The organism is Corynebacterium sp. HMSC063A05 (genome assembly GCF_001809695.1).
GTDB classification, from domain to species: domain Bacteria; phylum Actinomycetota; class Actinomycetes; order Mycobacteriales; family Mycobacteriaceae; genus Corynebacterium; species Corynebacterium amycolatum.
On sequence record NZ_KV798500.1, the window covers coordinates 322,207 to 345,887 of the forward strand.

General features: G+C 59.9%; 16 protein-coding genes. 9 read left to right on the forward strand and 7 right to left on the reverse strand.

Annotated elements, in window-relative coordinates:
• Positions 1–4: 4 nt before the first annotated feature.
• From HMPREF2651_RS05315 to HMPREF2651_RS05340, 6 genes are all read right to left on the reverse strand, one after another.
• The gene (locus tag HMPREF2651_RS05315) at positions 5–754 is read right to left on the reverse strand and encodes a succinate dehydrogenase/fumarate reductase iron-sulfur subunit (protein WP_016421966.1); all 750 of its coding nucleotides are present in this window, start codon (positions 752–754) and stop codon (positions 5–7) included.
• The gene (locus HMPREF2651_RS05320) at positions 754–2,772 is read right to left on the reverse strand and encodes a fumarate reductase/succinate dehydrogenase flavoprotein subunit (RefSeq protein ID WP_038627513.1); all 2,019 of its coding nucleotides are present in this window, start codon (positions 2,770–2,772) and stop codon (positions 754–756) included. The genes HMPREF2651_RS05315 and HMPREF2651_RS05320 overlap by 1 nt, the downstream gene beginning before the upstream one ends.
• Before the next feature lie 19 nt (positions 2,773–2,791).
• A complete protein-coding gene (locus tag HMPREF2651_RS05325) occupies positions 2,792–3,532 on the reverse strand; it encodes a succinate dehydrogenase cytochrome b subunit (protein WP_038627511.1) in 741 nt (246 codons plus the stop codon).
• 417 nt (positions 3,533–3,949) lie between these two features.
• Positions 3,950–6,565, reverse strand: coding sequence for a glycoside hydrolase family 65 protein (locus tag HMPREF2651_RS05330; protein WP_049180743.1), 2,616 nt, complete (start codon positions 6,563–6,565; stop codon positions 3,950–3,952).
• Between the two features lie 15 nt (positions 6,566–6,580).
• Positions 6,581–7,354 (reverse strand): HAD family hydrolase, encoded by a 774-nt coding sequence (locus HMPREF2651_RS05335; RefSeq protein ID WP_193393885.1) that lies wholly within the window; start codon positions 7,352–7,354, stop codon positions 6,581–6,583.
• 357 nt (positions 7,355–7,711) lie between these two features.
• Positions 7,712–9,922 carry a malate synthase G gene (locus HMPREF2651_RS05340; RefSeq protein ID WP_049180742.1) on the reverse strand — a complete coding sequence of 737 codons (2,211 nt, stop codon included), beginning with the start codon at positions 9,920–9,922 and terminating at the stop codon, positions 7,712–7,714.
• 1,018 nt (positions 9,923–10,940) lie between these two features.
• On the opposite strand from HMPREF2651_RS05340, the gene aceA reads away from it, so the two are divergent.
• Positions 10,941–12,233: an isocitrate lyase gene (gene aceA / locus HMPREF2651_RS05345; protein ID WP_038627503.1), complete on the forward strand. Its 1,293-nt coding sequence runs from the start codon at positions 10,941–10,943 to the stop codon at positions 12,231–12,233.
• 215 nt (positions 12,234–12,448) lie between these two features.
• Positions 12,449–13,873: an acetate metabolism transcriptional regulator RamB gene (ramB, locus tag HMPREF2651_RS05350; RefSeq protein WP_038629316.1), complete on the forward strand. Its 1,425-nt coding sequence runs from the start codon at positions 12,449–12,451 to the stop codon at positions 13,871–13,873.
• A gap of 200 nt (positions 13,874–14,073) precedes the next feature.
• On the opposite strand, the gene lpdA is transcribed toward ramB, so the two are convergent.
• Positions 14,074–15,489, reverse strand: a complete 1,416-nt coding sequence (gene lpdA, locus HMPREF2651_RS05355) for a dihydrolipoyl dehydrogenase (RefSeq protein ID WP_038629314.1) — start codon at positions 15,487–15,489, stop codon at positions 14,074–14,076.
• Positions 15,490–15,571: 82 nt separating this feature from the next.
• Between lpdA and HMPREF2651_RS05360 the strand changes: the two genes are divergently transcribed.
• From HMPREF2651_RS05360 to HMPREF2651_RS05390, 7 genes are all read left to right on the forward strand, one after another.
• Positions 15,572–17,722 carry a prolyl oligopeptidase family serine peptidase gene (locus HMPREF2651_RS05360; RefSeq protein WP_080972798.1) on the forward strand — a complete coding sequence of 717 codons (2,151 nt, stop codon included), beginning with the start codon at positions 15,572–15,574 and terminating at the stop codon, positions 17,720–17,722.
• A gap of 10 nt (positions 17,723–17,732) precedes the next feature.
• The gene (locus tag HMPREF2651_RS05365) at positions 17,733–19,193 is read left to right on the forward strand and encodes a M1 family metallopeptidase (RefSeq protein WP_049180741.1); all 1,461 of its coding nucleotides are present in this window, start codon (positions 17,733–17,735) and stop codon (positions 19,191–19,193) included.
• 18 nt (positions 19,194–19,211) lie between these two features.
• On the forward strand, positions 19,212–20,561 hold the full coding sequence (locus tag HMPREF2651_RS05370; RefSeq protein ID WP_049180740.1) for a polysaccharide biosynthesis protein: 1,350 nt from the start codon (positions 19,212–19,214) through the stop codon (positions 20,559–20,561).
• 81 nt (positions 20,562–20,642) lie between these two features.
• Entirely contained in the window at positions 20,643–21,464 is an 822-nt protein-coding gene (locus HMPREF2651_RS05375) for a glycosyltransferase (protein ID WP_049180739.1), read from the forward strand.
• 23 nt (positions 21,465–21,487) lie between these two features.
• Entirely contained in the window at positions 21,488–22,180 is a 693-nt protein-coding gene (locus HMPREF2651_RS05380; protein ID WP_038629309.1) for a glycosyltransferase family 2 protein, read from the forward strand.
• Positions 22,177–22,599 carry a DUF2304 domain-containing protein gene (locus HMPREF2651_RS05385; protein ID WP_038627495.1) on the forward strand — a complete coding sequence of 141 codons (423 nt, stop codon included), beginning with the start codon at positions 22,177–22,179 and terminating at the stop codon, positions 22,597–22,599. The genes HMPREF2651_RS05380 and HMPREF2651_RS05385 overlap by 4 nt, the downstream gene beginning before the upstream one ends.
• Positions 22,600–22,648: 49 nt before the next feature.
• On the forward strand, positions 22,649–23,644 hold the full coding sequence (locus HMPREF2651_RS05390; RefSeq protein WP_049180738.1) for a DsbA family protein: 996 nt from the start codon (positions 22,649–22,651) through the stop codon (positions 23,642–23,644).
• The last annotated feature ends 37 nt before the right edge of the window (positions 23,645–23,681 follow it).

Genomic DNA, 23,681 nt, shown 5'->3' on the forward strand with positions numbered 1-23,681 from the left:
GAGTCTAGTCGTCCTTACCGCGGAAGAACGAACGAGCTCGTTCCTTGGTGACGGCGGCAACCGCAGTCAGCGGGATACCTGCCGGGCAGACGTCAGCACATTCACCATAGAGGGAGCACGGACCGAAGGTGCCTTCGACCTCGTCAACCATCTTGCGGGCACGCTTGCCACGCTCTTCCTTACCCAGCGGGACCAGGGAAAGGTGAACCAGCTTTGCGCCGGTGAACAGGTGTGCAGCACCGTTCGGGCAAGCTGCGACACAAGCACCACAGCCGATGCAGGCTGCGTGGTCAAGTGCGAACTCAGCGGTCTCGTGGTTCAGGTGCAGAGTATCTGCATCCGGAGCGGTACCAGCGTTGATGGAGACGTAGCCACCCTGCTCGAGGACACGGTCCAGAGCGGAGCGGTCAACGACCATGTCCTTGATGACCGGGTATGCGGCGGAGCGCATCGGCTCGATCTTCAGGGTGTCACCATCGCTGAACTGGTGCAGGCGCTGCTGACAGGTCGGGGTGTTCTGGCCCGGGCCGTGCGGACGACCGTTGACGTTCAGACCACAGGTACCACAGATACCCTCACGGCAGTCAGATGCGAACGCGAACGGCTCCTTGCCGGACTCGACATACTTGGAGTTGACGTGGTCAAGCAGCTCCAGGATCGACATCTCTGCGACGGCGTCGTCAACGTCAACGGATTCAAAGTGTCCCTCGACGTTCGGACCTGCTTGGCGCCAGATTTCAAGGTGCAGTTTCATTACTTGTAGTTCCTTGTCATGAGCGGGACGGCTTCGAAGGTGAGCGGCTCGGCGTGGCGAATGAATTCGTGACCGGACTGATCCCATGCAGGACCATTGTTGCCTCGCTCCCATGCGGAAACGAAGCACCAGTTAGCGTCATCGCGCTCTGCCTCGCCATCTTCGGAGATGTGGTCATCGCGGTAGTGAGCACCGCAGGACTCATCGCGGTCGAGGGCGTCGACACACATGAGCTCACCGAGGTCGATGTAGTCAGCAACACGGTTAGCGTACTCGAGCTGCTGGTTCATCTCATTCGGCTCACCCGGGATGAACAGGTCAGACCAGAATGCCTTACGCAGTTCGCGGATCTCCTCGATACCACGAGCCAGGTCTTCCTTGTTACGGGCCACACCACAGTCGCGGTAGAGAATCTCACCGAGCTGGCGGTGGAAGTACTCAGCGCCGTGCTTACCCTGGATGCTCATCAGCTTGTCCAGGCGAGCCTGAGCGCGGTCCAGTGCTTCCTTGGCCTCCGGGGCATCCTCAGCCAGGCGGTCGGTACCGAGCAGCGGGCCAAGGTAGTTCGGAATGGTGAACGGCAGGGTGAACCAACCGTCGACCGAACCGGACAGCAGGGAGTTTGCACCCAGGCGGTTTGCACCGTGGTAGGTCCAGGATGCCTCGCCACCGGTGAACAGACCCGGGATGGAGGTCATCTGGTTGAAGTCAGACCACAGACCACCCATGGTGAAGTGGCAGGTCGGAGCAATGCGCATCGGAACCTTGTACGGGTCCTCACCGATTGCCTCTTCGTACATCTGAATCAGGTTCGAGTAGCGTTCCTTGATGACCGGCTGGCCCAGGCGCTCAATTGCGTCACGCAGATCCAGGTAGACGGAGTTCTTCAGCGGACCAACACCGTAGCCGGCGTTAATCTGCTGAGAGTTGGCACGGGAAGCGACGTCACGCGGGACGAGGTTACCGAATGCCGGGTAGCGACGCTCCAGGAAGTAGTCGCGCTCGTCCTCCGGGATGTCGTTGGCCGGGCGCTCGTCGCCCTTCTTCTTCGGGGTCCAAATACGTGCGTCGTTACGCAGGGACTCGGACATCAGAATGGTCTTCGACTGCCAGTGCGCGTTGACCGGAAGACCGGTCGGGTGGAACTGGATGAAGGACGGGGATGCGAAGTAAGCACCCTGGTCGTATGCACGCATGATGGCCGAAGCGTTGGAGTTCTTGGCCAGCGTGGACATGTGGTAGACGTTGCCGTAACCGCCGGTAGCCAGAATAACTGCGTGAGCAGTGTGAACGGTCAGCTCACCATTGATGAGGTTACGCATGATGGCACCCTGGCAACGGCCGTCGGCGACGATGATGTCAACCAGCTCGTTGTGGGTGAAGATCTCGACGTTGCCGAGACCAATCTGGCGCTGCAGAGCCGAGGTAGTCGACAGCTGCAGCTGCTGACCCGTCTGACCACGGGTGTAGTACGTACGGGAGACCTGCACACCACCGAAGGAACGGGTTGCCAGGGTACCGCCGTACTCGCGAGCGAACGGAGCACCAATTGCATTCAGGTGGTCGATGACGCGGACGGACTCGACAGCCAGACGCCAGCAGTCGTTCTCGCGGCAGCGGTAGTCGCCGCCCTTAACGGTGTCCTTGACGTGGCGGTAAGCGCCGTCGTTGTCGACCTTCTTACCGCGAGCGGAGTTGACACCACCCTGTGCAGCAATGGAGTGCGCACGGCGCGGAGCGTCGTGGTAGGTGAAAACCTGCACGTCGTAACCGAGCTCACCGAGGGCAGCTGCGGCAGCGCCACCAGCCAGGCCGGTACCGACGACCATGACGCGGAACTTACGACGGTTCAGCGGCGAAACCAGGTTGGCGTGATCCTTCTGGTACTGCCAGTGGTCCTTCATGGAGACCTTGTCACCCGGGGAGTTATCGGACAGAACCTTGCCGATCTTGACCCCGTCGACAACGCTTTCCGGCGCGCGGAAGTCCGCAGCGACGGTTGCTTCAGTGTTAGTCATAGTAAATTTCCTCCTCGACCTACGAGACCAGACCGGTCAGGACGGCGACTGGGATGAAGATGTTGCCGACAACAACCAGCAGCGGCAGCAGGCCGGACAGGAACAGCAGAACCTTGCGCCAGCGCTTACCGGTGATACCGAGGTCGGAAGTAGCAGTCCACAGACCGTGGGACAGGTGCAGCAGCAGAGCGAGCTGCGCAATGATGTACCAAACAACAACACCCGGACGCGAGAAGGACGCAATCACGTTCTGGTACGCCTCACCGTGCTCGAAAGAAGACGGAGCAACGCCAGCACCGATGGTCAGGTCCAGCAGGTGGAAGATGATGAAGGCCAGCAGCACGATGCCGGTGATCACCATCGAACGTGCAGTAAAGGTGTTCCAGCTGGACACCATGCCCTGACGGCGGAACTTGCCGCGGGACTGCTTAGCACGTGCAGCCAGGGTGAGGCCACCGAAAATGTGCAGGACAATAGCTACCAGCAGGACAATGCGGAAAATCCACAGAATGCCCTCGTTCGGAACTGCCGGAGCACCGACAGTGCGCAGGAAGGTCGCGTATGCGTTGAAATCTTCCGCGCCAGCGAAAATTTTCAGGTTACCCAGCATGTGGACAATAACGAAGAGGCCAAACAGCACGCCAGTGACGGCCATGGTCAGCTTCAGAGCCCATGAGGGGTATTTAGGCTGCTCGCGCAGCGGTTCTACATTAATTTTGCCGTGCGCGATTGCGTCACGGTTTGAACTTTTAACAGTCATGGCACCTCCAGTGTCATATTCACTCTAAAGTCACACAGCGCCTGGTAAACATTTTTCCCCCTTTTGGGTGGGGATTTTCACAGGTTACCTAGGGCTTTTCTCCGCCTTTTCTCAGGTTATCGCATTTTAGCCACTTCTGATGTCGGCGCTGTATAAATCCCCTTCCCCACCATAAAAACGCCCCTACCCCGACTTTTGCCGATTTTTCACCCGCCCAAACCAGCTAATAACGCAACATAAATAGCACGAAAATAAAAAACCGCCCACTTTTCTCAGGTGGACGGTTTTAATACTCAATAATTATGTTGCGAAATTCTTTATTTTTACCCCTGCCGAATTCCCCAAAGAACCCAAACAGCCACCCCCAACAGGCAATCCCCCCCCCCATTGGCACCGTGCACAGCCGAAGCCGTCCGACTAATCCTCGCTCTGATCCGAGTTCGCCATCACCACGGTCAACGGCTCCGGACCAATGATCACCTCATGGCTCGCGACCATAATCGGTCCAACCTGGTGGTCGCCCTCCTCCAGGGCGACTTCCACCGTGCGGCCACGCACCGTCACCCGGATACGACAACCATGAATAGTGACTCGGTACGTCAGACCACTCCAGTCTTCAGGCAGACGCGGATCGATACTGTAGCGGCCATCGTGGTCACGGAAACCACCGAAGCCATAGACCAGGGACTGCCATACTCCACCGGCAGATGCGACGTGGACACCATCGGCAGCGTTGCCATGCAGGTTCGCCAGGTCCACATAGAGTCCGCGTAGGAAGAAGTCCATTGCCTGCTCCTGCAAGCCCAACTCGGCCGCAACAATGGACTGCACAACAGCGGACAGCGAGGAATCACCAGTGGTGAGCGGATCGTAATACATGTAGTCTGCGCGCTTTTGTTCCGTCGTAAAGCGATTGCCCATGAGGAACAGTGCAAGGACGACGTCCGCCTGCTTAATGACTTGGTGACGATAAATCGTCAGCGGGTGGTAATGCAGCAGTAACGGGCGCAGGGGGCCGACCTCGGGATTGTCGAGATTCCAGCGCTTACGCAGTAGGAACTGGTCATCCTGAGGGTGAATGCCGAGCTTCTCATCGAACGGGATGTACATCGCCTCAGCGGCCTGCTCCCACTCTTCAATCTCGCGCTCGGTAAGGTCGAAGCGGTTGGTCAGTTCACGATAGGCAGCAGGGCGATCACGCTTCATCTGCCTGACGACGTCCGCAGCAACCCGCAGGTTATACTGCGCCATCACGTTGGTGTACAGGTTGTTGTTCACCACCGTGTTGTACTCATCTGGGCCGGTGACGCTGTGAATCTGGAATTCGCGATGCTCGGCATCGAAGAATCCCAGCGACATCCAAAATCTGGCTGTGCCGAGCAGCAAGTCCGTGCCCTCCTTGAGCAGGAACTCCTCATCGCCGGAGGCATAGACGTACTTCATCATTGCGTACACGATGTCCGCATCGATGTGGTACTGCGCCGTGCCGGCCTCAAAGTAGGCTGAGGACTCCTGACCATTGATAGTGCGCCACGGGAAGAGGGCACCGTCGTGCGCCAGTTCGTCGGCACGCGCCCACGCGGCTTCGAGCATGTCCCAGCGGAAGCGCATGGCATTGCGTGAGAATTGCGGCGACGTATAAGTAAGGAATGGGGTCACGTAGATTTCCGTGTCCCAGAAGTAGTGGCCTCCGTAGCCGGTGCCGGTCATTCCCTTGGCCGGCACACCTTGGAATTCGGCGCGGGCGGCGGCCTGGATAATCTGCCAAATGTTCCAGCGCACTGCCTGCTGAATCTCCGGCTGATTGTAAATAACCACGTCAGAGCGCTCCCAGAAGCGTTCGAGCCACTCCTCCTGGTTCTCCATCAGCCTCAGCATGCCGATGCGTCCGACGCGGTTCAGGGTGCGCTCACAGCGGAATGCCAGCTCTTCGGCACGCACCTTGCGGGATGAGTGGTACGCGACCAGCTTCTCCAGGCGGATGACAGTGCCGACCGGCGCATCCAGGTTGAACAGGGAGCTGGCCACATCCGGCTCGGTCGACTGCGAAACCTCTACGAACGGCTCCGTGCCGTCGGGAGTGCGGACAGTAAAGGTGTGGTCCATGGAAGTGGCCACGGTCATACCGGAGTTTGCGCAGCGGTAGCCCAGCGTCGAGCGCTGCCCGTGCGCCGATTCCGACTGAAATGCTGGAATGAGCACGCGGTCTTCCAGCGCCTCGGCGCGACGGGGATCCAGTTCGGTGCCCTGCGCCTTGGCGGCATCGTGGTACTCGTCCTCGCCGTCCTGGCGGTTGAGGATCTGCGAGTTGATCATCACCGCAGCATCCGCATCCAGCAGCTCGACTTCCAGACTCATCGCGGCGACATGCTTTTCCTGGAAAGACACCATGCGCTCAGAGGTGACGCGAACGTGCTTGCCACCCGGGGTGCGCCAAATGAACCGACGACGCAGCACCCCCTCACGGAAATCCAGGCTACGTTCGTAGTCGCTGACCTCAGCATTGCCGAGACGCAGGGGCTCATCGTCAATGTAGAGACGCATTGCCTTGGCGTCCGGAGCGTTGACAATCGTCTGCCCCTGGCGGGCTAGACCGTAGGCGTCCTCGGCGTGCCTAATCGGCCATGTCTCATGCAGACCGTTGATATAAGTGCCGTGTTCACTGGAGTCACGACCCTCCGGCGGATTGCCACGCATGCCGATGTACCCGTTCGACAGCGCAAACAGCGTCTCGCCCAAACCGAGCGGGAGGCCGTTCGGCTTCGTCTCAATCAGACGCCACTCATCGACCGGAGTGATGTCTCGGTCCATGAGTCCCTCGGCATTCACCAGGTGGTGGTGCTTATCCGCACGACCCGCCGGGAAGTTGCGACGCTGCTTACGACGGACTGGGGACACCGTCTCCTCCTGTTTTTCAGCCTCGGCGGTCTCCGCGTCGTGACCCTGCCCCTGCGGAATCACACGCTCGGTCTCGTCGACTGCTGCCGTGGTCGAATCGTTGGCCATGATGCCTTCCGGTTTTCTCTCAGCCATTTGTCACGAGCCAGCCTAGACGAGTTCCGCCAAGTCACTGACCACAATGTCGGCACCCGCTCGGCGCAGCGCTTCTGCGCCAGCACCGCGGTCAACACCAATGACCAGACCAAATGCGCCGGCTGCACCCGCTTGCACACCGCTGATGGCATCCTCAACCACCACAGCATCGCGCGGTGCCACCCCCAGATTCTCCGCCGCGTACACGAAAGTATCGGCGGCTGGCTTACCCGGCAGGTTGTTCTCGTGCGCCACCACGCCGTCAACAATCTCCACGAACCGCTCACGCAGCCCAGCGGCCGTCAGCACCGGCACCGCGTTCTTCGACGAGCTGACCACCGCCAACTGCGGTTTTTCGCTTGCCGACGAGTCCCCCGCGTCCTGTAACGCGTCGAGCAGCGCAACCGAGCCCGGGTAGGCCTCAATTCCCTTCTCGACTCGCGCCAAGAAGTCATCGTTCTTGCGCTTCCCGAGCCCCACAATCGTCTCGTCTTTCGCTGTATCCTCATCGCTACCGTGTGGCAGCGAGATGCCGCGAGATTCCAGGATTGCTGCGATGCCCTCATCGCGGCGGCGGCCATCGAGGTAGGTGAAGTAGTCCTCCTCTGTGTAGGCCGAGACACCCTTGTGCTCAAAGTAGTCGCTAAACATGTCCGCCCACGCCTGCTCGTGAACATCGGCGGTAGGGGTAATCACTCCGTCGAGGTCAAAGAGGATTGCGCCCGCGCTATGGAGGAATTCTTTGGCCTTGGCAAGGTTGGTAGCACTGTCGGTCGTGGAATTAGTCATGGGGGTCGCAGCTCCTTGGACGTTGCAGACTGCATATTCGCAATTAACTTCTCAATCAACGCTAGCAACGTTGCCCCTAGCCCGCTTGTGAACCCGGGTATCTCAAATTCTGAGCGCGCAGGTGCCACACACTGGCAACGGTTGGGGCTCTCAGTGCACACACCGCGGGTGCTTCCAACTCGGGTAGTTCCAACGCACGCCCTCTAAGCACGCGCAACCACCACAGCAAAACAAACTGCCGGGTATATACGGAATTGGCTTTAGAAATCAGCCAACAACACATACACACCGGCAGTTTGGTGGTTATTTAGTTAGTTCGGCTCGGCAGTCGCCTGCTAACCCTAGCCTGACCCAGAATTAATCCTGGTCGATGCCCTCGCGCTTCTTGAACTCCAGGCGACGGCGGTGCAGGATCGGCTCGGTGTAACCGGACGGCTGGTTGACACCGTCGAGGATGAGCTCCTTGGCAGCCTGGAAACCAATGGACTTGTCGAAGTCCGGGGCCATCGGCAGGTACGCCTCATCGCCCTCGTTCTGGCGGTCAACAACCTCGGCCATACGCTGAAGCGAATCGATAATCTGCTCCTCGGTGACAACACCGTGCAGCAGCCAGTTAGCCAGAGTCTGGGAGGAAATACGCAGGGTAGCGCGGTCCTCCATCAGGTCAACATCGTTGATGTCCGGCACCTTGGAGCAGCCAACGCCCTGCTCAACCCAGCGGATAACGTAGCCCAGGATGGACTGGCAGTTGTTGTCCAGCTCGTTAGCCTTGTCCTCATCGGACCAGTCAGCGCCCGGCTCGCCAGCCTTAGCTGCCGCTACCGGGATGGTGAGCAGATCACCGAAGGTGTCGCGGCGACCGTCGGTAAGCAGCTTGTCCTGAACGCCGAAGACGTCAACCTCGTGGTAGTGGGTAGCGTGCAGCACACCACCGGTCGGGGACGGAACCCACGCGGTGGAAGCACCCTGCTTCGGCTGACCAATCTTCTGCTCCAGCAGCTCGGCCATCTGCTCGGTCATAGCCCACATGCCCTTACCGATCTGAGCCTTGCCCTGCAGGCCGTGTGCCAGACCGGAGTCGACGTTGTTGTCCTCGTAAGCCAGCATCCACGGAGCGGTCTTCTGAACAGCCTTGCGGAACATCGGACCAGCCTGGATGGAGGTGTGGATCTCATCACCAGTGCGGTCCATGAAGCCGGTGTTAATGAAAACGACACGCTCGGAAACAGCCTTGATGGCGGCGTCCAGGTTGACGGAGGTACGACGCTCCTCGTCCATCAGGCCGACCTTCAGGGTGTTGTGCGGCAGACCCAGCAGCTTCTCAACGTCTGCGAACAACTCGTTGGTGAACGCAGCCTCGTCCGGGCCGTGCTGCTTCGGCTTCACGATGTAGATGGAGCCGGTACGGGAGTTCTTACGTGCGTTATCCTGGTCCAGGCCCGGGATTGCACAAGCAGCGCTGATGACGGCATCCATGATGCCCTCGAAAATCTCCTCGCCATCGCGGTCGAGGATGGCTGGGTTCTGCATCAGGTGGCCGACGTTACGGACCAGGTTCAGGGAACGACCGTGCAGGGTGACCTCGGAACCGTCAAGAGCGGTGTAGGTGCGGTCGTCGTTGATGGTACGGGACAGCTTCTTGCCACCACGGGTGAACTCTACTGCGAGGTCACCGACGTTCAGGCCCAGCCAGTTGGTGTAACCCAGGGTCTTGTCGGCAGCGTCGACTGCGGCGACAGAGTCCTCGAGGTCCATGATGTTGGTGACAGCGGCTTCCAGGATGATGTCCTTGACACCAGCCTTGTCGGTCTTGCCAACCGGGGACTCCGGGTCAATCAGCAGCTGAATGTGCAGACCGTTGTGCTTGAAGTAAATGGACTCCGGTGCGTCCTTGTCGCCGGTGTAGCCGACCAGGGTCTCCGGCTCGCGCAGACCGGAGGTAGCGCCACCTTCCAGGGTTGCCTGCAGGTGACCGTCGACAATGTCATAAGAGGTGACGTCCGCATGGGAACCGTCGACCAGCGGCAGAGCCTTGTCCAGGAAGTCACGACCCCATGCGATAACGCGGTCACCGCGGACCTTGTTGTAGCCCGGGGTGTCCTTCTCCGCACCGCCATCTTCAGCAATAGCGTTGGTGCCATACAGCGCATCGTAAAGCGAGCCCCAGCGTGCGTTCGCAGCGTTGATGGCGAAACGGGCGTTGAGGACCGGCACAACCAGCTGCGGGCCAGCGGTGGAAGTGATCTCGGTGTCGACACCCTTGGTGGTGACCTGGAAGTCGCCCGGGTTATCAACGAGGTAGCCGATTTCCTTCAGGAATGCGACGTACTCGTCCTGGTTCTGCTTACCTGGGTGTTCCTTGTACCAAGCGTCGAGCTTTTCCTGCAGCTCATCGCGCTTGGCCAGCAGCTCGCGGTTGCGCGGAGTGTACTTAGCGACAATGTCACCGAAGCCGTTCCAGAACGCGTCCTTGTCCTCAATGCCGGCGGCGGGGAGTGCGGTGTCATTAACGAAGTCGTAAAGAACCTTCGCAACCTGCATTCCACCTGCCGAAATACGCTGTGCCATTGCTCTCCTCAAAACTATTGATTGCAATTTGCCCATCCAGCCACAGCCACGTCAGCGGCTCACGCACTGGATGCGTTGTTCCCCTACTGTATGTGATTCGGCGCACTTATGGACCGTCTTTTTTCATAACCCCCAACCGCCAGCCCGGTATAGCGCCGCTCACATTTGCTATTTCATTCGCTTTACGACGAGCACCCCGCGAACAGGCCCTACCCCTCCCCGATGACCATTCGGGCATTCAATCCCGACTCCACAACCAGCTCTCCCCCACCCACCTTGACCGCAGCATCCCTCGCACTCTTTCCTCCAGCCACGAAACAACACACGCAATGGGAAAGTGTCGCGCCTCACAGGCATTTACTATTGCGACCTGCACATCAACGGCCACCAACCAATCGTGTCGCGACAGCCTCCACCTTCAAACCAGACCATAAAAGCGAGATGGCAACCGAAGCTCTGGCCACCATCCACGAACGCTCCGGCGGGGTATTGACGGTGTAACGGCAGTGTATTTAGAAGCCCGTTTCTACCTTTATGGCCGCGATTTCGGGGGTAGCGAATCACCCCCTAAACCCCAAACACTGTTAACGACCAGCTTTGATAATTACCAAAATATAAATCACCCCAAAGTGGGGGGAACATTATTAACGGGGCCATCACAGGAAAATAACAGTACGAATGTACCGCCCGGTCACAGGCAAAAATAGCTAAAGCCAAGCTACACATTGCAATGTTTGCAAACTTCACAAGTGTTATCCGGGTTACATACTTGAATTCACATCCAGAGTTGCTTGACGAACTTAGCGCTATGCCCCAAAATGTGAGACATGGCACGCGGAAGCGGACATTGTTTTTGTTCGCGTGTTTGTGTGCAGGGGTACGGCATTTTGCTAGCACCCCCTGCATTCACGTGACACCGCGGTCACTATCGGGTCAGCATGTAGATCGGTTCTGTCGGAATTGTTCTTAAGTCAGCACCCGGAGTTCGAAAAGCAAGCAAAAGGAAGTGACTCCGTTTATGTCTAACGTTGGTAAGGCACGTACCGCCGCCGAAATCCAGAAGGATTGGGACGAGAACCCGCGCTGGGAAGGTATCACCCGCGACTACACCGCTGAGCAGGTTGCTGAGCTCCAGGGCACCGTCGTCGAGGAGAACACCCTCGCTCGCCGTGGCGCCGAGATCCTGTGGGAAGGCGTCAACGTTAAGGACGACTCCTACATCAACGCTCTGGGTGCACTGACCGGCAACATGGCCGTTCAGCAGGCTCGCGCTGGCCTGAAGGCTGTCTACCTCTCCGGTTGGCAGGTTGCTGGTGACGCTAACCTCTCCGGCCACACCTACCCGGACCAGTCCCTGTACCCGGCTAACTCCGTGCCGAACGTCGTTCGCCGCATCAACAACGCTCTGCTCCGTGCAGACGAGATTGCTCGCATCGAGGGCGACGACTCCGTCGACAACTGGCTGCTGCCGATCGTCGCTGACGGTGAGGCTGGCTTCGGTGGCGCTCTGAACGTCTACGAGCTGCAGAAGGCCATGATCAACGCTGGTGCCGCTGGTACCCACTGGGAGGACCAGCTCGCTTCCGAGAAGAAGTGTGGCCACCTGGGCGGCAAGGTCCTGATCCCGACCCAGCAGCACATCCGTACCCTGACCTCTGCTCGCCTGGCTGCTGACGTCTCCAACACCCCGACCGTCATCATCGCCCGCACCGACGCTGAGGCCGCCACCCTCATCACCTCCGATGTTGATGAGCGCGACCAGAAGTTCATCACCGGCGACCGCACCTCCGAGGGCTTCTACCACGTCCAGAACGGCCTGGAGCCGTGCATCGATCGTGCGAAGTCCTACGCTCCGTACGCTGACATGATTTGGATGGAGACCGGTACTCCGGACCTCGAGCTGGCTAAGAAGTTCGCTGAGGGCGTCAAGGCTGAGTACCCGGATCAGCTCCTGGCTTACAACTGCTCCCCGTCCTTCAACTGGTCCGCACACCTCGAGAAGGACGAGATTGCCAAGTTCCAGAACGAGCTGGGCAAGATGGGCTTCAAGTTCCAGTTCATCACCCTGGCTGGCTTCCACGCCCTGAACTACGGCATGTTCGACCTGGCTTACGGCTACGCTCGCGAGCAGATGTCCGCATTCGTCGACCTGCAGAACCGCGAGTTCGAGGCTGCCGAGAAGCGCGGCTTCACCGCTGTCAAGCACCAGCGCGAGGTTGGCGCTGGCTACTTCGACCGCATCGCCACCACCGTCGACCCGAACTCCTCCACCACCGCTCTGAAGGGCTCCACCGAGGAGGGTCAGTTCTAAGCCACCCGGCTTAGGGCTTAGGTCCAGAACCTAACTTCAACACCCAGCGAGGGCTGCACCTGCAGCTTTCGCTGGGTGTTTTTTGTGCGTTCATCGACGTGTCGACTCCGGGCCGTCGTGAAGCGTGCCAGAGAACCTGAGCGCCTACGCACCTAAGCAAAGGTTGCAACGGCTTTCTACACAAATTCAGCAAAGCCCGCGATATGCTGGGCAGTATGTCGAAAACCTATGTCGGATCTCGCCTCCGCCAGCTCCGCCGCGAGCGCGACCTCAGCCAGGCCGCGCTCGCGCAGGCGTTGGGCCTCTCGGCTAGTTACGTCAACCAAATCGAGCACGATGTCCGCCCACTAACCGTGCCCGTGCTACTTCGCATCACAGACACATTCGGCGTTGATGCGACTTTCTTCTCCCGCGATGACGACTCCCGCCTCCTCGCTGAGGTCCAGGACGTGGTGATGGACAAGGAGATCGCCAAGTCCCCTATGGATCTGCAGGAGATCTCGGAAATGGTTCGCGACCACCCTGATATCGCCCGCATCATGGTGGACATCCACCGCCGCTACCGCAACGTCACCGACAAACTCTCCCTGGCCACCGAGGAGCGTAACTTCGGCAACAGCACCGACACCGCCTCCGGCTCACAGGCGCTGACCATGCCACACGAGGAAGTCCGCGACTACTTCTATGCCCGCCAGAACTACATCGCTTCGGTCGACACGGCCGCCGAGGAACTGGCCCGCGAGCTGCGCATCACCGACGAGACCACCGATGTGGTCTCTGTGCTGGCCGACAGGCTGTCCAACGACCATGGGATTCGGATTGCGCTGGAATCGTCGTTAGGCGATGTGCAGCACAGCCTTGATCGGCGGACGAAGACGCTCTACCTCGCGCGGCACCTCTCGCCGGGGCAGCGGGCCTTCCGCATGGCCACGGAGCTGGGGTTTTTGGAGCAGGGCGAGACCATTTCCGAGGCTGTCGCGTCCGGGCATTTCATGTCGGAGGAGTCGAGGAAACTGGCACAGCGCGGTGTCGCGACATACTACGCTGCGGCGCTAATTCTGCCGTATGAGTCGTTCCATGCGATGGCTGAGTCGAAACGCTACGACATCGAGCTGTTGTCGCGCACGTATGGAGTCGGCTACGAGACCATCTGCCACCGACTATCCACGATGCAACGTCCCAGCTTGCGCGGCATCCCGTGGACATTCGTGCGCGTCGACCGCGCGGGCAACATGTCCAAACGCCAATCCGCCACGGGCTTCCACTTCACGCATTCGGGCGGTACCTGCCCGCTGTGGAACGTCTACGAGACCTTCTCCTATCCCGGCAAGGTCATGCGGCAGGTCGCGCTCATGCCGGATGGTCGGCCGTACATGTGGATCTCCCGTACCGTGGAGCATCATGCGGCGCGTTTCGGCAAGCCAGGTAAGGTTTTTGCCATCGGTTTGGGCTGCGAGGCCCGTCACGCCGAGCGCACCGTGTACGCCGATGGTCTCGATCTCGCGGACCTCGATGCCGCCACCCCGATTGGCGCCGGCTGCAGGGTCTGCTCCCGCGAGGCATGTCCGCAGCGCGCGTTCCCGCCGATTCATCGGGATATCGACATCAACATGCACCGCTCCACCGTCTCACCGTACTAATTCGCTTTACGACGGGCGCAGGGTCGGCCTGTTTGCGGGGGGCTTGGTTTGCGGGGGAAGACCCCAAAAAAGGAAGTGCTTAAGTTTATGACACTTTCGCACCGATTTTCACGGTCAAACTGTCATAAACTTAAGCACTAACTCGTATCTACCTGAGCCGGGACCAGCGAAAACTGGCCCTAGGCCAAAGCCACAACCTCTTACAGGTTAATCATCTTGCCCATAACGCCCTCGGCTGCTTCCTTCATGGCCTCGGACATGGTCGGGTGGATGTGGACGGCGCGGCCGATTTCCTCAGTGGTCAGCTCGTACTTCTCCGCCAGAACCAGCTGCGGCATGAGCTCGGAAACGTTGGCGCCCACCATGTGGCCACCCAGCAGCTCGCCGTATTCGGCATCTGCAATGAGCTTCACGAAACCAACCGGCTCCGCCAGACCCTGCGCCTTACCGTTGGCAGAGAACGGGAAGGTGGAGACCTTAATCTCGCGACCGTTCTCCTCTGCCCACTTCTTGGCCTGTGCCTCGGTCTTACCGAAGGAACCAACCTGTGGGTTACAGAAGGTTGCGCGCGGCATCATGTTGTAGTCCGGGATAGTCTCGGTCTCGTGACCCGCCATGTGCTCAGCTGCAATAACGCCCTGTGCCTCAGCGACATGTGCCAGCTGCAGCTTCATGGTGACATCACCGATGGCGTAGATGTTATCGACGTTGGTGCGCATGTACTCGTCGATGACAATCTCGCCGCGCTCGCCCAACTCAACACCAGCCTTGTCCAGGCCGATACCCTCGGTGCGCGGTGCGAAGCCGATGGAGACCATAACGCGGTCGACGGTCAGAGTCTGCTCGTCGCCGCCATCCTTGGCCTCGACCTTGACCTCAACCGAGTCACCATTGTCCACGATGGAGGTGGTCTTGTGTCCAGTCATGAGCTTGACGCCCAGCTTCTTGTATTCCTTGGCAATAACCTTGGAGACGTCTGCGTCCTCGTTCGGTAGAACGTTGTCCATGAACTCGACGATGGTGACATCCACGCCGTAGTTGGCCAAGACGTATGCGAACTCCATACCGATGGCGCCAGCGCCGACGATAACCATGGAGTCCGGCAGCTCGTCGGAGAGAATCTGCTCTTCGTAGGAAACGATGTTGCCGCCGACCTCAACGCCCGGCAGGGAACGGACGACAGAGCCGGTCGCAATAATCGCCTTATCGAAGGTAATTTCCTTGCCTTCGTCATCGCCATCAGTGATGGCCATGGAGGTCGGGCCAGTGAATTCACCGAAACCGTTGATTTCGGTGATCTTGTTCTTCTTCATCAGGAAATGAACACCCTTGACAATGCCCGCGGACACCTTGCGCGAACGCGCGTGTGCGGCACCGAAGTCAAAGGAGACATCGCCGGAGATACCGAAGGTCTTAGCCTCATGGTTGAAAATGTGCGCCACCTCGGCGTTCTTCAACAGAGACTTGGATGGAATACAGCCAACATTGAGGCAGACACCGCCCCAGTATTGCTTCTCCACCACAGCGGTCTTCAGACCCAGCTGGGATGCACGGATTGCTGCGACGTATCCGCCAGGACCGCCGCCGAGTACTACAAGATCAAAATGTTCAGCCACGTGCACAAGTCTACGCACGACTTGTCTTTACTTCACGCGCGAGTCCCGGTTTTACCTACTGCGGTCGGCTACGGTGGTGGGCATGGGCACCGACACGGACACCGACTTGGGCAACGATTTCTCCTTCCTCTCCACTGACCTTGTCCCCGATTGGCTGGACGATATCGACGGCTCCCAGGCGCTGACGTGGGCTCGCGCGCAGTCGGAGGCCACCGTCGCAGGCGTCGATTCGCTTGCCGACGACACCAGCGACCGCACCAACCTGGAACAACGCATCCTGACTGCGCTCAACACCGATGCCCGGATCGCGTATCCGGTGCGGCGCGGCGAGTACCTCTATAACTTCTGGCGGGATGCCGGGCATCCGCGGGGCCTGTGGCGGCGCACCTCGTTGCAGAGCTATCTGGCTGGCCAGGAAGATCCGCAGGCGACCGAGTGGGAAGTACTGATTGACCTCGATGCGCTGGCGAAAGCCGAGGGAGAAAACTGGGTCTGGAAAGGCACGGTGTGCCGTTATCCGGATTACGACCGCGCGTTAATTCTGCTCTCTCGCGGCGGCGCCGATGCCACCGTGGTGCGGGAGTTTGACCTCGTCAACTGCACTTTTGTCGAGGATGAGTCGTTCTACCTCCCGGAGGCGAAGTCCGATGTCTGTTGGTTGGGTCGTGACGAAATTCTCGTTGGCAGTGACTTTGGTCCGGGGTCACTGACGGATTCGGGCTACCCGCGGCAGGTGCGTAGGTGGCGGCGCGGCACGCCGTCGTCAAGCGCGGATGTGGTTTTCTCGGGCCACAGTGATGATGTGGCCGTGGGCGGCTGGTTCGACGCGACGGAGGGTTTTGAGCGGCTGTTTGTCGAGCGTGCGCATGATTTTTATAATTCGCAGCGGTTCGTGGCAGCGGAGCGTCCGGGCAAGTTGGCGGCGCAGCAGAATGGGGACTTTTCCCTGCAGATCCTGGAGGTGCCGCAGGACTGTCGCACGAGTGTCCATCGGCAGTGGTTGGTGCTGATGCCCCGCACGGAGTTCAATGGCATTCCGGCTGGTGGCGTGGCCGTTGTGGAGCTCGATAAGTGGCTGGCGGGCTCGCGTGAGGTGGAGGTGATTTTCACCCCTGATGCGCACACCTCGTTCCAGCAGCTGGCGTGGACGAAGAACTTCCTGGTGTTGACGCTGTTGGAGGATGTCGCGACGAAGTTGGTCGTGTTGCGGGAGGGCTCGTGGGAGCCGGTGGAGGCTTTCGGCGAGTTACCGGCACAGGCCACTGTGAGCGTGATTGATACGGCCTCTGAACGCGACGATGAAATCTGGTTGGTGTCGACCTCGGCAACGCAGCCGGCAACTCTCTGGTACGGGCAAGTCGGCAACCCGCTCACGGAAGTGCGGCGTGCTCCGGCGCTCTTCGACAGTGAGGGGATGGAGACGCGGCAGCACTGGGCGACCTCGGCCGATGGCACGCGGATTCCGTATCGCATCACCGGCCGCTTCGACGCAGGCGCTAGTGCAGAGACAACCACAGCCACACCCACTCCGAACCCAGCCCCTACCCTCGTGCACGCCTACGGCGGTTTCGAGGTCTCACTGGTCCCGCAGTACTCGGCGATTCGTGGCCTGACCTGGCTCGAGCGGGGCGGGTACTTCGTGGAGGCCAACCTGCGTGGCGGTGGCGAATTCGGCCCGACCTGGCACTCCTCGGTGGTCAAGACTGAGCGGATGAGGGTCTATGAGGATCATCAGGCCGTGCTGCGCGACCTGGTTGAACGCGGCTACTGCACGCGCGAGCAGCTGGGCGTGCGCGGTGGTTCCAACGGCGGGCTGCTGACCGCTGTCTGCCTAACCTCCTACCCGGAGTTGGTGGGCGCAGTGGTGTCCCAGGTGCCACTGGCGGACATGATGCGCTATCACAAGCTGTCCGCGGGAGCCTCCTGGATGGCCGAATATGGAAACCCGGACGACCCCACCGAGCGGGCTGCGATTGCGCAGTATTCGCCGGTCCAGCGCGTCGTCAAGCGAGAGCAGCGCGCCTACCCACCAGCGTTGATTACGACGTCTACCAGGGATGACCGTGTCCACCCGGCACATGCGAGGAGCCTGGCGTGGCTGCTGGAGGAAGCGGGACAGCCGGTGGATTATCACGAAAATACCGAAGGAGGCCACGCCGGTGCGGCGGATAATTCGCAGGTCGCGTTCGTCGAGGCACTCATATCTACGTGGCTGTGGAACAAGCTCAAGTAAGGTAACAGCCGTGAGTAGCGCTGATTTCAATAATCCTTATACCGGTATTGCGTTCAACCTGGGTTTCCGGGTGAACAAATACGAGCTGGACCTCGATTATCGGGTCGGGCCGAATCGTCTGAAGGCGACGGCGACTCTGCATATCGAAATCAATGCTTGGACCTCACACATCACGCTCGACTTTGCGGATGCGCTGGGGGCCGATTCGGTGGATGCGATTTCCGATTCGCAGGCACACTCAATCGATGTAAAGCGCTGGCGCCATTCGGGACGCAAGCTGCGCGTCACCTTTGACCGCGAGTTGGCTCCCGACGAAACGCTGCGGCTGATTGTCACTTACTCGGGCACGCCACGTCCGGTGCGCTCGAAGTGGGGCGAAATTGGCTGGGAGGAACTGGAAAACGGCGCACTCGTGGCATCGCAGCCGGTGGGCGCGGCGTCGTGGTACCCCTGCGATGACGATCCCGAGGTCAAGGCGTTCTACGAGTTCACGATGGTCACCGACGCTCCCTACGAGGTCGTCGCACCAGGGCTTGCCGACGCTCCGGTGAACGTGGGCGGATCGCGCCGCCGCTGGCGGTTTGTCACCGAGGAGCCCATGGCCTCCTACTTGGCCACCATCAATGTCGGCCAGTTTAAGAAGGTGGAGCTGCCGTGCCAGACCTCGACCGTAGTGGCCTGGGTGCCCTCTGAGTTGGTGGCAAATGCCCGCCACGACTTCCGCGACCAGGGACGCATGCTCGATGAATTCGCCAAGCTCTTTGGCCCTTACCCCTTCCGTGCCTACCAGGTGGTCATTTGTGAAGACGACCTGGAGATCCCCATCGAGGCACAGGGTCTGTCCATCTTCGGAGCCAACCACGCCGACGGCAAGGACACGTGGAATCGACTGATTGCCCACGAGTTGTCACACCAGTGGTTCGGCAACAGTGTCGGCATTTCGCAGTGGCGCGATATCTGGCTCAACGAGGGTTTTGCCTGCTATTCCGAGTGGGTGTGGTCCGAGGTCAGCGGCGGTGCCAGCGCGGATGTGCACGCCCGCAAGCACTACCTGGACCTGCTTGAAGATGATCAGGACATCGTCATCGCCAACCCAGGGCCCAAGCTGATGTTCGACGACCGTCTGTACAAGCGCGGCGCGCTGACTGTGCACGCTCTGCGTCTGCTGCTGGGAGACGAGGTGTTCTTCGACCTGGTGCGCAAGTGGACCACCACCAACCGCCACAGTGTGGTCGATGCAGTGGACTTCCGCGCACTGGCCAACCGCGTATGCCGTGAGCGTGGCATCACCACCTCGCACCTGGATGTCATCTTTGACTCTTGGCTGTCACGCAGCTCCTTGCCGGACTTCCCCACTGATCCGACGCGCTCCCCTGCTGACCAGGGCATCGACGATAATGGTGCTCCAATCGTGGATGAGGAACTGGCCGCTCAGTTTGAAAAGCTCGGCTACTCGAAGGCCAAGGACTAGAGAGCTAGAGGCACGTCAATGTCCGGTTTCAAATGGTTGTCGCTGGCCACGATTGTCGCGGCGATAGGCAGCTTCGCGGTGCTGATTATCTCGGCCCGCGCACTTCCCAATGCAGTAAATCTGCAGTTCGTGGCGTTTTGGGGACTGTTCTTCGCGCTCACGGGTGTTCTCGGCGGGCTGATGCAGGAGACGACGCGCGCAATCGGTGCTGCGGAATCACGGGAGCGAGAGCACGATCAGGGGCGGGAGCGGGAAGCCTCGGAAGCGGGTCAAACTCTCGGCGCTCGTCCCATCACAGTTTCCCTGGGCGTCGCCGCAGTTACTTTCATCACCATGGCAGTGACGGGTCCGCTGTGGGCCCCACTAGTCGTGCAGGATGACGCCGGCACTGCAATTCTGCTTATGGCTTTTGGTCTGGCGCTGTACTCCATGCAGGCAACCACCTCGGGTCTGCTCAGCGGCCGCCAACTGTGGGGCCCTTACGCTGCGCTAATCATGATCGACATTCTCGTGCGCGTGGCGCTGGCACTCATCGCCTGGTACTTCGGCTGGGGCCTGCTGGCCTGGTTGATTATCACGGTGTTCGGCACTGTCAGTTGGCTTATTCTCGCAGTGTTTTCCTCAGCAACCCGTTCTGTCATGTTCGCGCGTGCCGACGTCCCGGTACGCCGCTTCATCACTCTTATGGTCACGGCCATGGGCGCATCCGGCGCATCTGCTGTGCTGGTTACAGGTTTTCCGACAATCGTCAAGATCGCCGGCGAAGCGGTCACCACTGGTGCCGGGATAGCCGAGTCGCTCACCCCACCCCATGCCGACAACTTCACCGCAGCGGTGACCATTGCGGGGATCGCCTACGCCGTAACGCTAACCCGCGCTCCGCTGCTCATGCCCCTGGAGAAGTTCCAAAACGCCATCATTGTGAGCTTTGTCCGGCATCGCTCCGAGGGCGTGCTGGCAGCGTTGGCCAAGCCGCTGGGAGCGCTGGCTGCTTTCGGCGCCTTCGGGGCCGGCCTGGCATGGCTCATCGGGCCGTGGATTATGACTCTGATCCTGGACGAGAGCTATCACGTGTCCGGGCCGGTCCTCGCAGCGCTGACGCTCGGTGCGACTTTGACCGCCATGTTGATGGTCACCGGCTCGGTCACCTTGGCCGTGGAGAAGCATCACATGTATCTGTTCGGTTGGTTGGCAGCGACCACGATTGCCGTTGCCATTCTTTTCCTCCCTGTGCACCTGTCGGTACGCACGGTCGCGGCTATCGCCGTAGGCTCTGCGGTAGGTGTTGTCATTCATCTGCTTGCGCTGCGCAAGCTTTCCCCGCGTGCTGCCAGGTCAGCTGTGTCGGAAGCTTTTGCGGTGGAATAGCACCATCCGCGTCCAATACCGTCCCCCCCCCCAAAAAAAACCGTCCAAATCCCCCTGTAAAACCCGAGGCTCGAGACTCACATGTCTACCATCACTAACCTCACGGTTCTCATGACCGTTTACCACCGCGTCGCCCCCAACCAGCTTGATACTGCGCTGCAGTCGCTGTGGGGCCAGACGCGTCCGGCCGCGCACGTCATTGTGGTCATCGATGGCCCGATTGGGCAGGAACTCGACCGGGTCGTCGTCAAGCATGAACAGGCGCATTCGGAGATGACAGTGCTGCGGTGTGCGGAAAATGGTGGCTCGGGAGTGGCTTCGCAGGCGGGTCTTCAGCTGGTGGAAACACCATGGGTGGCGCGGCTGGATGCAGACGATATTGCGCGTGCGGACCGATTTGAAAAGCAGTGGGACGCGCTGACCGCTGACCCGGAGTTGGATGTATTGGGCAGTGCAATGGCGGAGTTCGAGGGCACGCCGAACAATGTGGTGCGCGTGCGGACTCTGCCGCAGACGCACGCCGAAATTGCGCGTTATATCAAGATCAATTCGCCTGTAAATAACCCCTCCTCGATGCTGCGCACGGCGAAGGTGCGTGAGGTCGGCGGGTATCGCGACATCCGTCTGATGGAAGACTATGACCTCTGGGTGCGCCTCAGGGCCGCCGGCGCGAAGTTTGAGAATCTGCCCGAGCCGCTGGTGTACTTCCGCGCCGACGGCATGTTCGAGCGGCGGACCTCGCGCGGCATCATCCGCGGTGAACGCCAGCTCCAGCGCACGCTGGTAGCTGAGGGACTGATTTCCCGGCCGCGGGCGGTGTTTAACTTGGCGGTGCGGACACTTTTCCGACTTTTGCCAACTCAGCTCATGTCACGCGCATATCGACGATTGTTTGTGCGGTAGGCTTCGGAGCGATGACTGACAACATGGATTTCTCGGACACCTGGCTGATTGTGCCGTGCTACAACGAGGGCCAGGTTATTCGTGAGGTTCTCGAGCACGCTCGCGAGACCTTCCCCAACATTGTCGCGGTCAACGACGGCTCTTCGGATAACTCCAGCCTGGAGATCCACAGGGCCGGCGCTCACCTGGTCAACCACCCTGTCAATTTGGGTCAAGGTGCCGCTATCCAGACCGGCGTGGAATACGCTCGCGCGCAGGCTGGATCGAAGTACTTTGTCACCTTCGACGCCGATGGCCAGCACCAGGTCAAGGACGTCGTCGCTATGGTGCAGCGACTACGCACCGAACCAATCGACATCATTGTGGGAACCCGTTTCGGCCGCCCTCGCGCCGAGGATGACCAGGTGCCGCTGATTAAGCGAATTGTCCTCAAGACGGTAGTCATGTTGTCACCACGCACGCGCCGACTCGGGCTTACCGACGCCCACAACGGCCTGCGCGCCTTCAACCGCACGGTGGCAGAGCAACTGAACCTGCGCATGAACGGCATGAGCCATGCCTCCGAATTTGTCGAGGTCATGGACAGCAGAGGCTGGCGTACCGCTGAGCAGCCGGTGGATATCCTCTACACGGAATACTCCATGTCCAAAGGGCAATCCTTGTTCAACGGTGTCAATATCCTTGCCGACTCCCTGATTTCGAAGAGGCTGCCATGACCGCATCCATCGTTCAAATTATTTTGCTGCTGGCGATGGTGGGCCTGGTGGCTTACTTCGTCGCTAACCGTCGTAAAGCGCGCGCCAAGGCGGGCGTGAAACTGGGATTCGTCGTTTTCGTCATCGCGTGCCTGTGGGCAATCGTGCGTCCCGACGATCTGACCGTGGTGGCCAACTGGATTGGTGTGAACCGAGGCACCGATTTGCTGCTCTACGTACTGGTGTTGGCGTTCGTGTTTACCACGGTGTCGTCCTACATCCGCTTCCGCGAACAGGAGCTGCGCTACGCACGACTGGCTCGTGCAGTGGCCTTGAAGACCGCTGTGCGTCCGGAAGAAGAAATTGTGATTTCGGGCAGCCAGAACAGCAGCCAAAAAGACAGCGCGACAAACGTCGAGAACAACGCTCCGTCCGACTAATCGGCACGCTAAGCGCATGTGAATCTGAGGCTGTGGTTCCATAGAAGCCATGAGCGAAGAAAATAAGGACAACATCGCCGCTGACAACAGCAGCGATTCGCAGCAGCCCTCGGCAGACGCAGCGCCGCAGGGGACACAGCAGGAACCCCAGCAGGCTTCTCAGCCGGTACCCACTGAGCAGGACTTGGAGTCCTGGTCTGCCGACAGTGATGGAAAAACCAAGTCGTGGTACTCGATTCCGAACGCCGCATGGGCGCTAGCTGTCGTCGCATTGATTGTTGTCGGCGCAGCGGGCTTCTTCGCTGGCTCGCGTTCGGCTAGCTTCAACGGCGTGAGCACCGTCAACATGGCGGGCGTTGCACCAGGCAAGGGGGAAATTGCGCCTGTACCTGGCCCGAATGGCTCTTTCGACGCCAGCATCTACGGCCCAAAGGCGGGAGCGCAGCTAAAGTCCCCGGAGGATATGGACAATGTCCACCGCCGCAATGAAAATGATCCTTTTGCTCTCGGTGCAGTGGATGCGCCGGTCGTAATCTCGATCTACTCGGACTTCGAATGCCCGTTCTGCGCGAAGTTCACAAACGAAACCGAGCCTGCCCTCGTGGAAAAGTACGTCAATGAGGGACTGGTCCGCCTGGAGTGGAACGACATGGCCATCAATGGCGAGAAGGCCATCAAGGACGCTGAGGCCGGCCGTGCCGCAGCAGCTCAGGGCAAGTTCTGGGAATTCTCCCGTGCGCTGTTTAAGAAGGCCGGCGAGAAGGGCCAGGGCCACCCGGAGTTCACTGAAAAGGAACTGATTGCCGTCGCTCGTGAGGCCGGTGTGCCGGACGTGAAGCGCTTTGAAAAGGAGCTTAAGGACGGCAAGTGGACCGAGGCGGTCGAGAATGCCACCCAGTTCGGTTCCATGCTGGGCATTTCCGGTACTCCAGGCTTCCTCGTTGGTACTCAGTTCGTCTCGGGCGCACAGCCTGTCGATGTGTTCGAGGACAATATCGAGCTGGCTCTCATCCACGCCAAGCGCACGGAGGAAGCTGGCAAGTAACCTGGCTGACTCGCTGCTAACTTACGCGGGCGAGTGC

Excerpts from the sequence above, each read along its gene's own strand:
- HMPREF2651_RS05385 (WP_038627495.1), top strand. The coding sequence starts at position 22,177 with ATGACCGCATCCATCGTTCAAATTATTTTGCTGCTGGCGATGGTGGGC.
- HMPREF2651_RS05360 (WP_080972798.1), top strand. The coding sequence starts at position 15,572 with ATGGGCACCGACACGGACACCGACTTGGGCAACGATTTCTCCTTCCTC.
- HMPREF2651_RS05330 (WP_049180743.1), bottom strand. The coding sequence starts at position 6,565 with ATGGCTGAGAGAAAACCGGAAGGCATCATGGCCAACGATTCGACCACG.
- HMPREF2651_RS05320 (WP_038627513.1), bottom strand. The coding sequence starts at position 2,772 with ATGACTAACACTGAAGCAACCGTCGCTGCGGACTTCCGCGCGCCGGAA.
- ramB (WP_038629316.1), top strand. The coding sequence starts at position 12,449 with ATGTCGAAAACCTATGTCGGATCTCGCCTCCGCCAGCTCCGCCGCGAG.
- HMPREF2651_RS05325 (WP_038627511.1), bottom strand. The coding sequence starts at position 3,532 with ATGACTGTTAAAAGTTCAAACCGTGACGCAATCGCGCACGGCAAAATT.
- HMPREF2651_RS05390 (WP_049180738.1), top strand. The coding sequence starts at position 22,649 with ATGAGCGAAGAAAATAAGGACAACATCGCCGCTGACAACAGCAGCGAT.
- HMPREF2651_RS05380 (WP_038629309.1), top strand. The coding sequence starts at position 21,488 with ATGGATTTCTCGGACACCTGGCTGATTGTGCCGTGCTACAACGAGGGC.
- HMPREF2651_RS05340 (WP_049180742.1), bottom strand. The coding sequence starts at position 9,922 with ATGGCACAGCGTATTTCGGCAGGTGGAATGCAGGTTGCGAAGGTTCTT.
- HMPREF2651_RS05315 (WP_016421966.1), bottom strand. The coding sequence starts at position 754 with ATGAAACTGCACCTTGAAATCTGGCGCCAAGCAGGTCCGAACGTCGAG.
- HMPREF2651_RS05370 (WP_049180740.1), top strand. The coding sequence starts at position 19,212 with ATGTCCGGTTTCAAATGGTTGTCGCTGGCCACGATTGTCGCGGCGATA.
- aceA (WP_038627503.1), top strand. The coding sequence starts at position 10,941 with ATGTCTAACGTTGGTAAGGCACGTACCGCCGCCGAAATCCAGAAGGAT.
- HMPREF2651_RS05375 (WP_049180739.1), top strand. The coding sequence starts at position 20,643 with ATGTCTACCATCACTAACCTCACGGTTCTCATGACCGTTTACCACCGC.
- HMPREF2651_RS05335 (WP_193393885.1), bottom strand. The coding sequence starts at position 7,354 with ATGACTAATTCCACGACCGACAGTGCTACCAACCTTGCCAAGGCCAAA.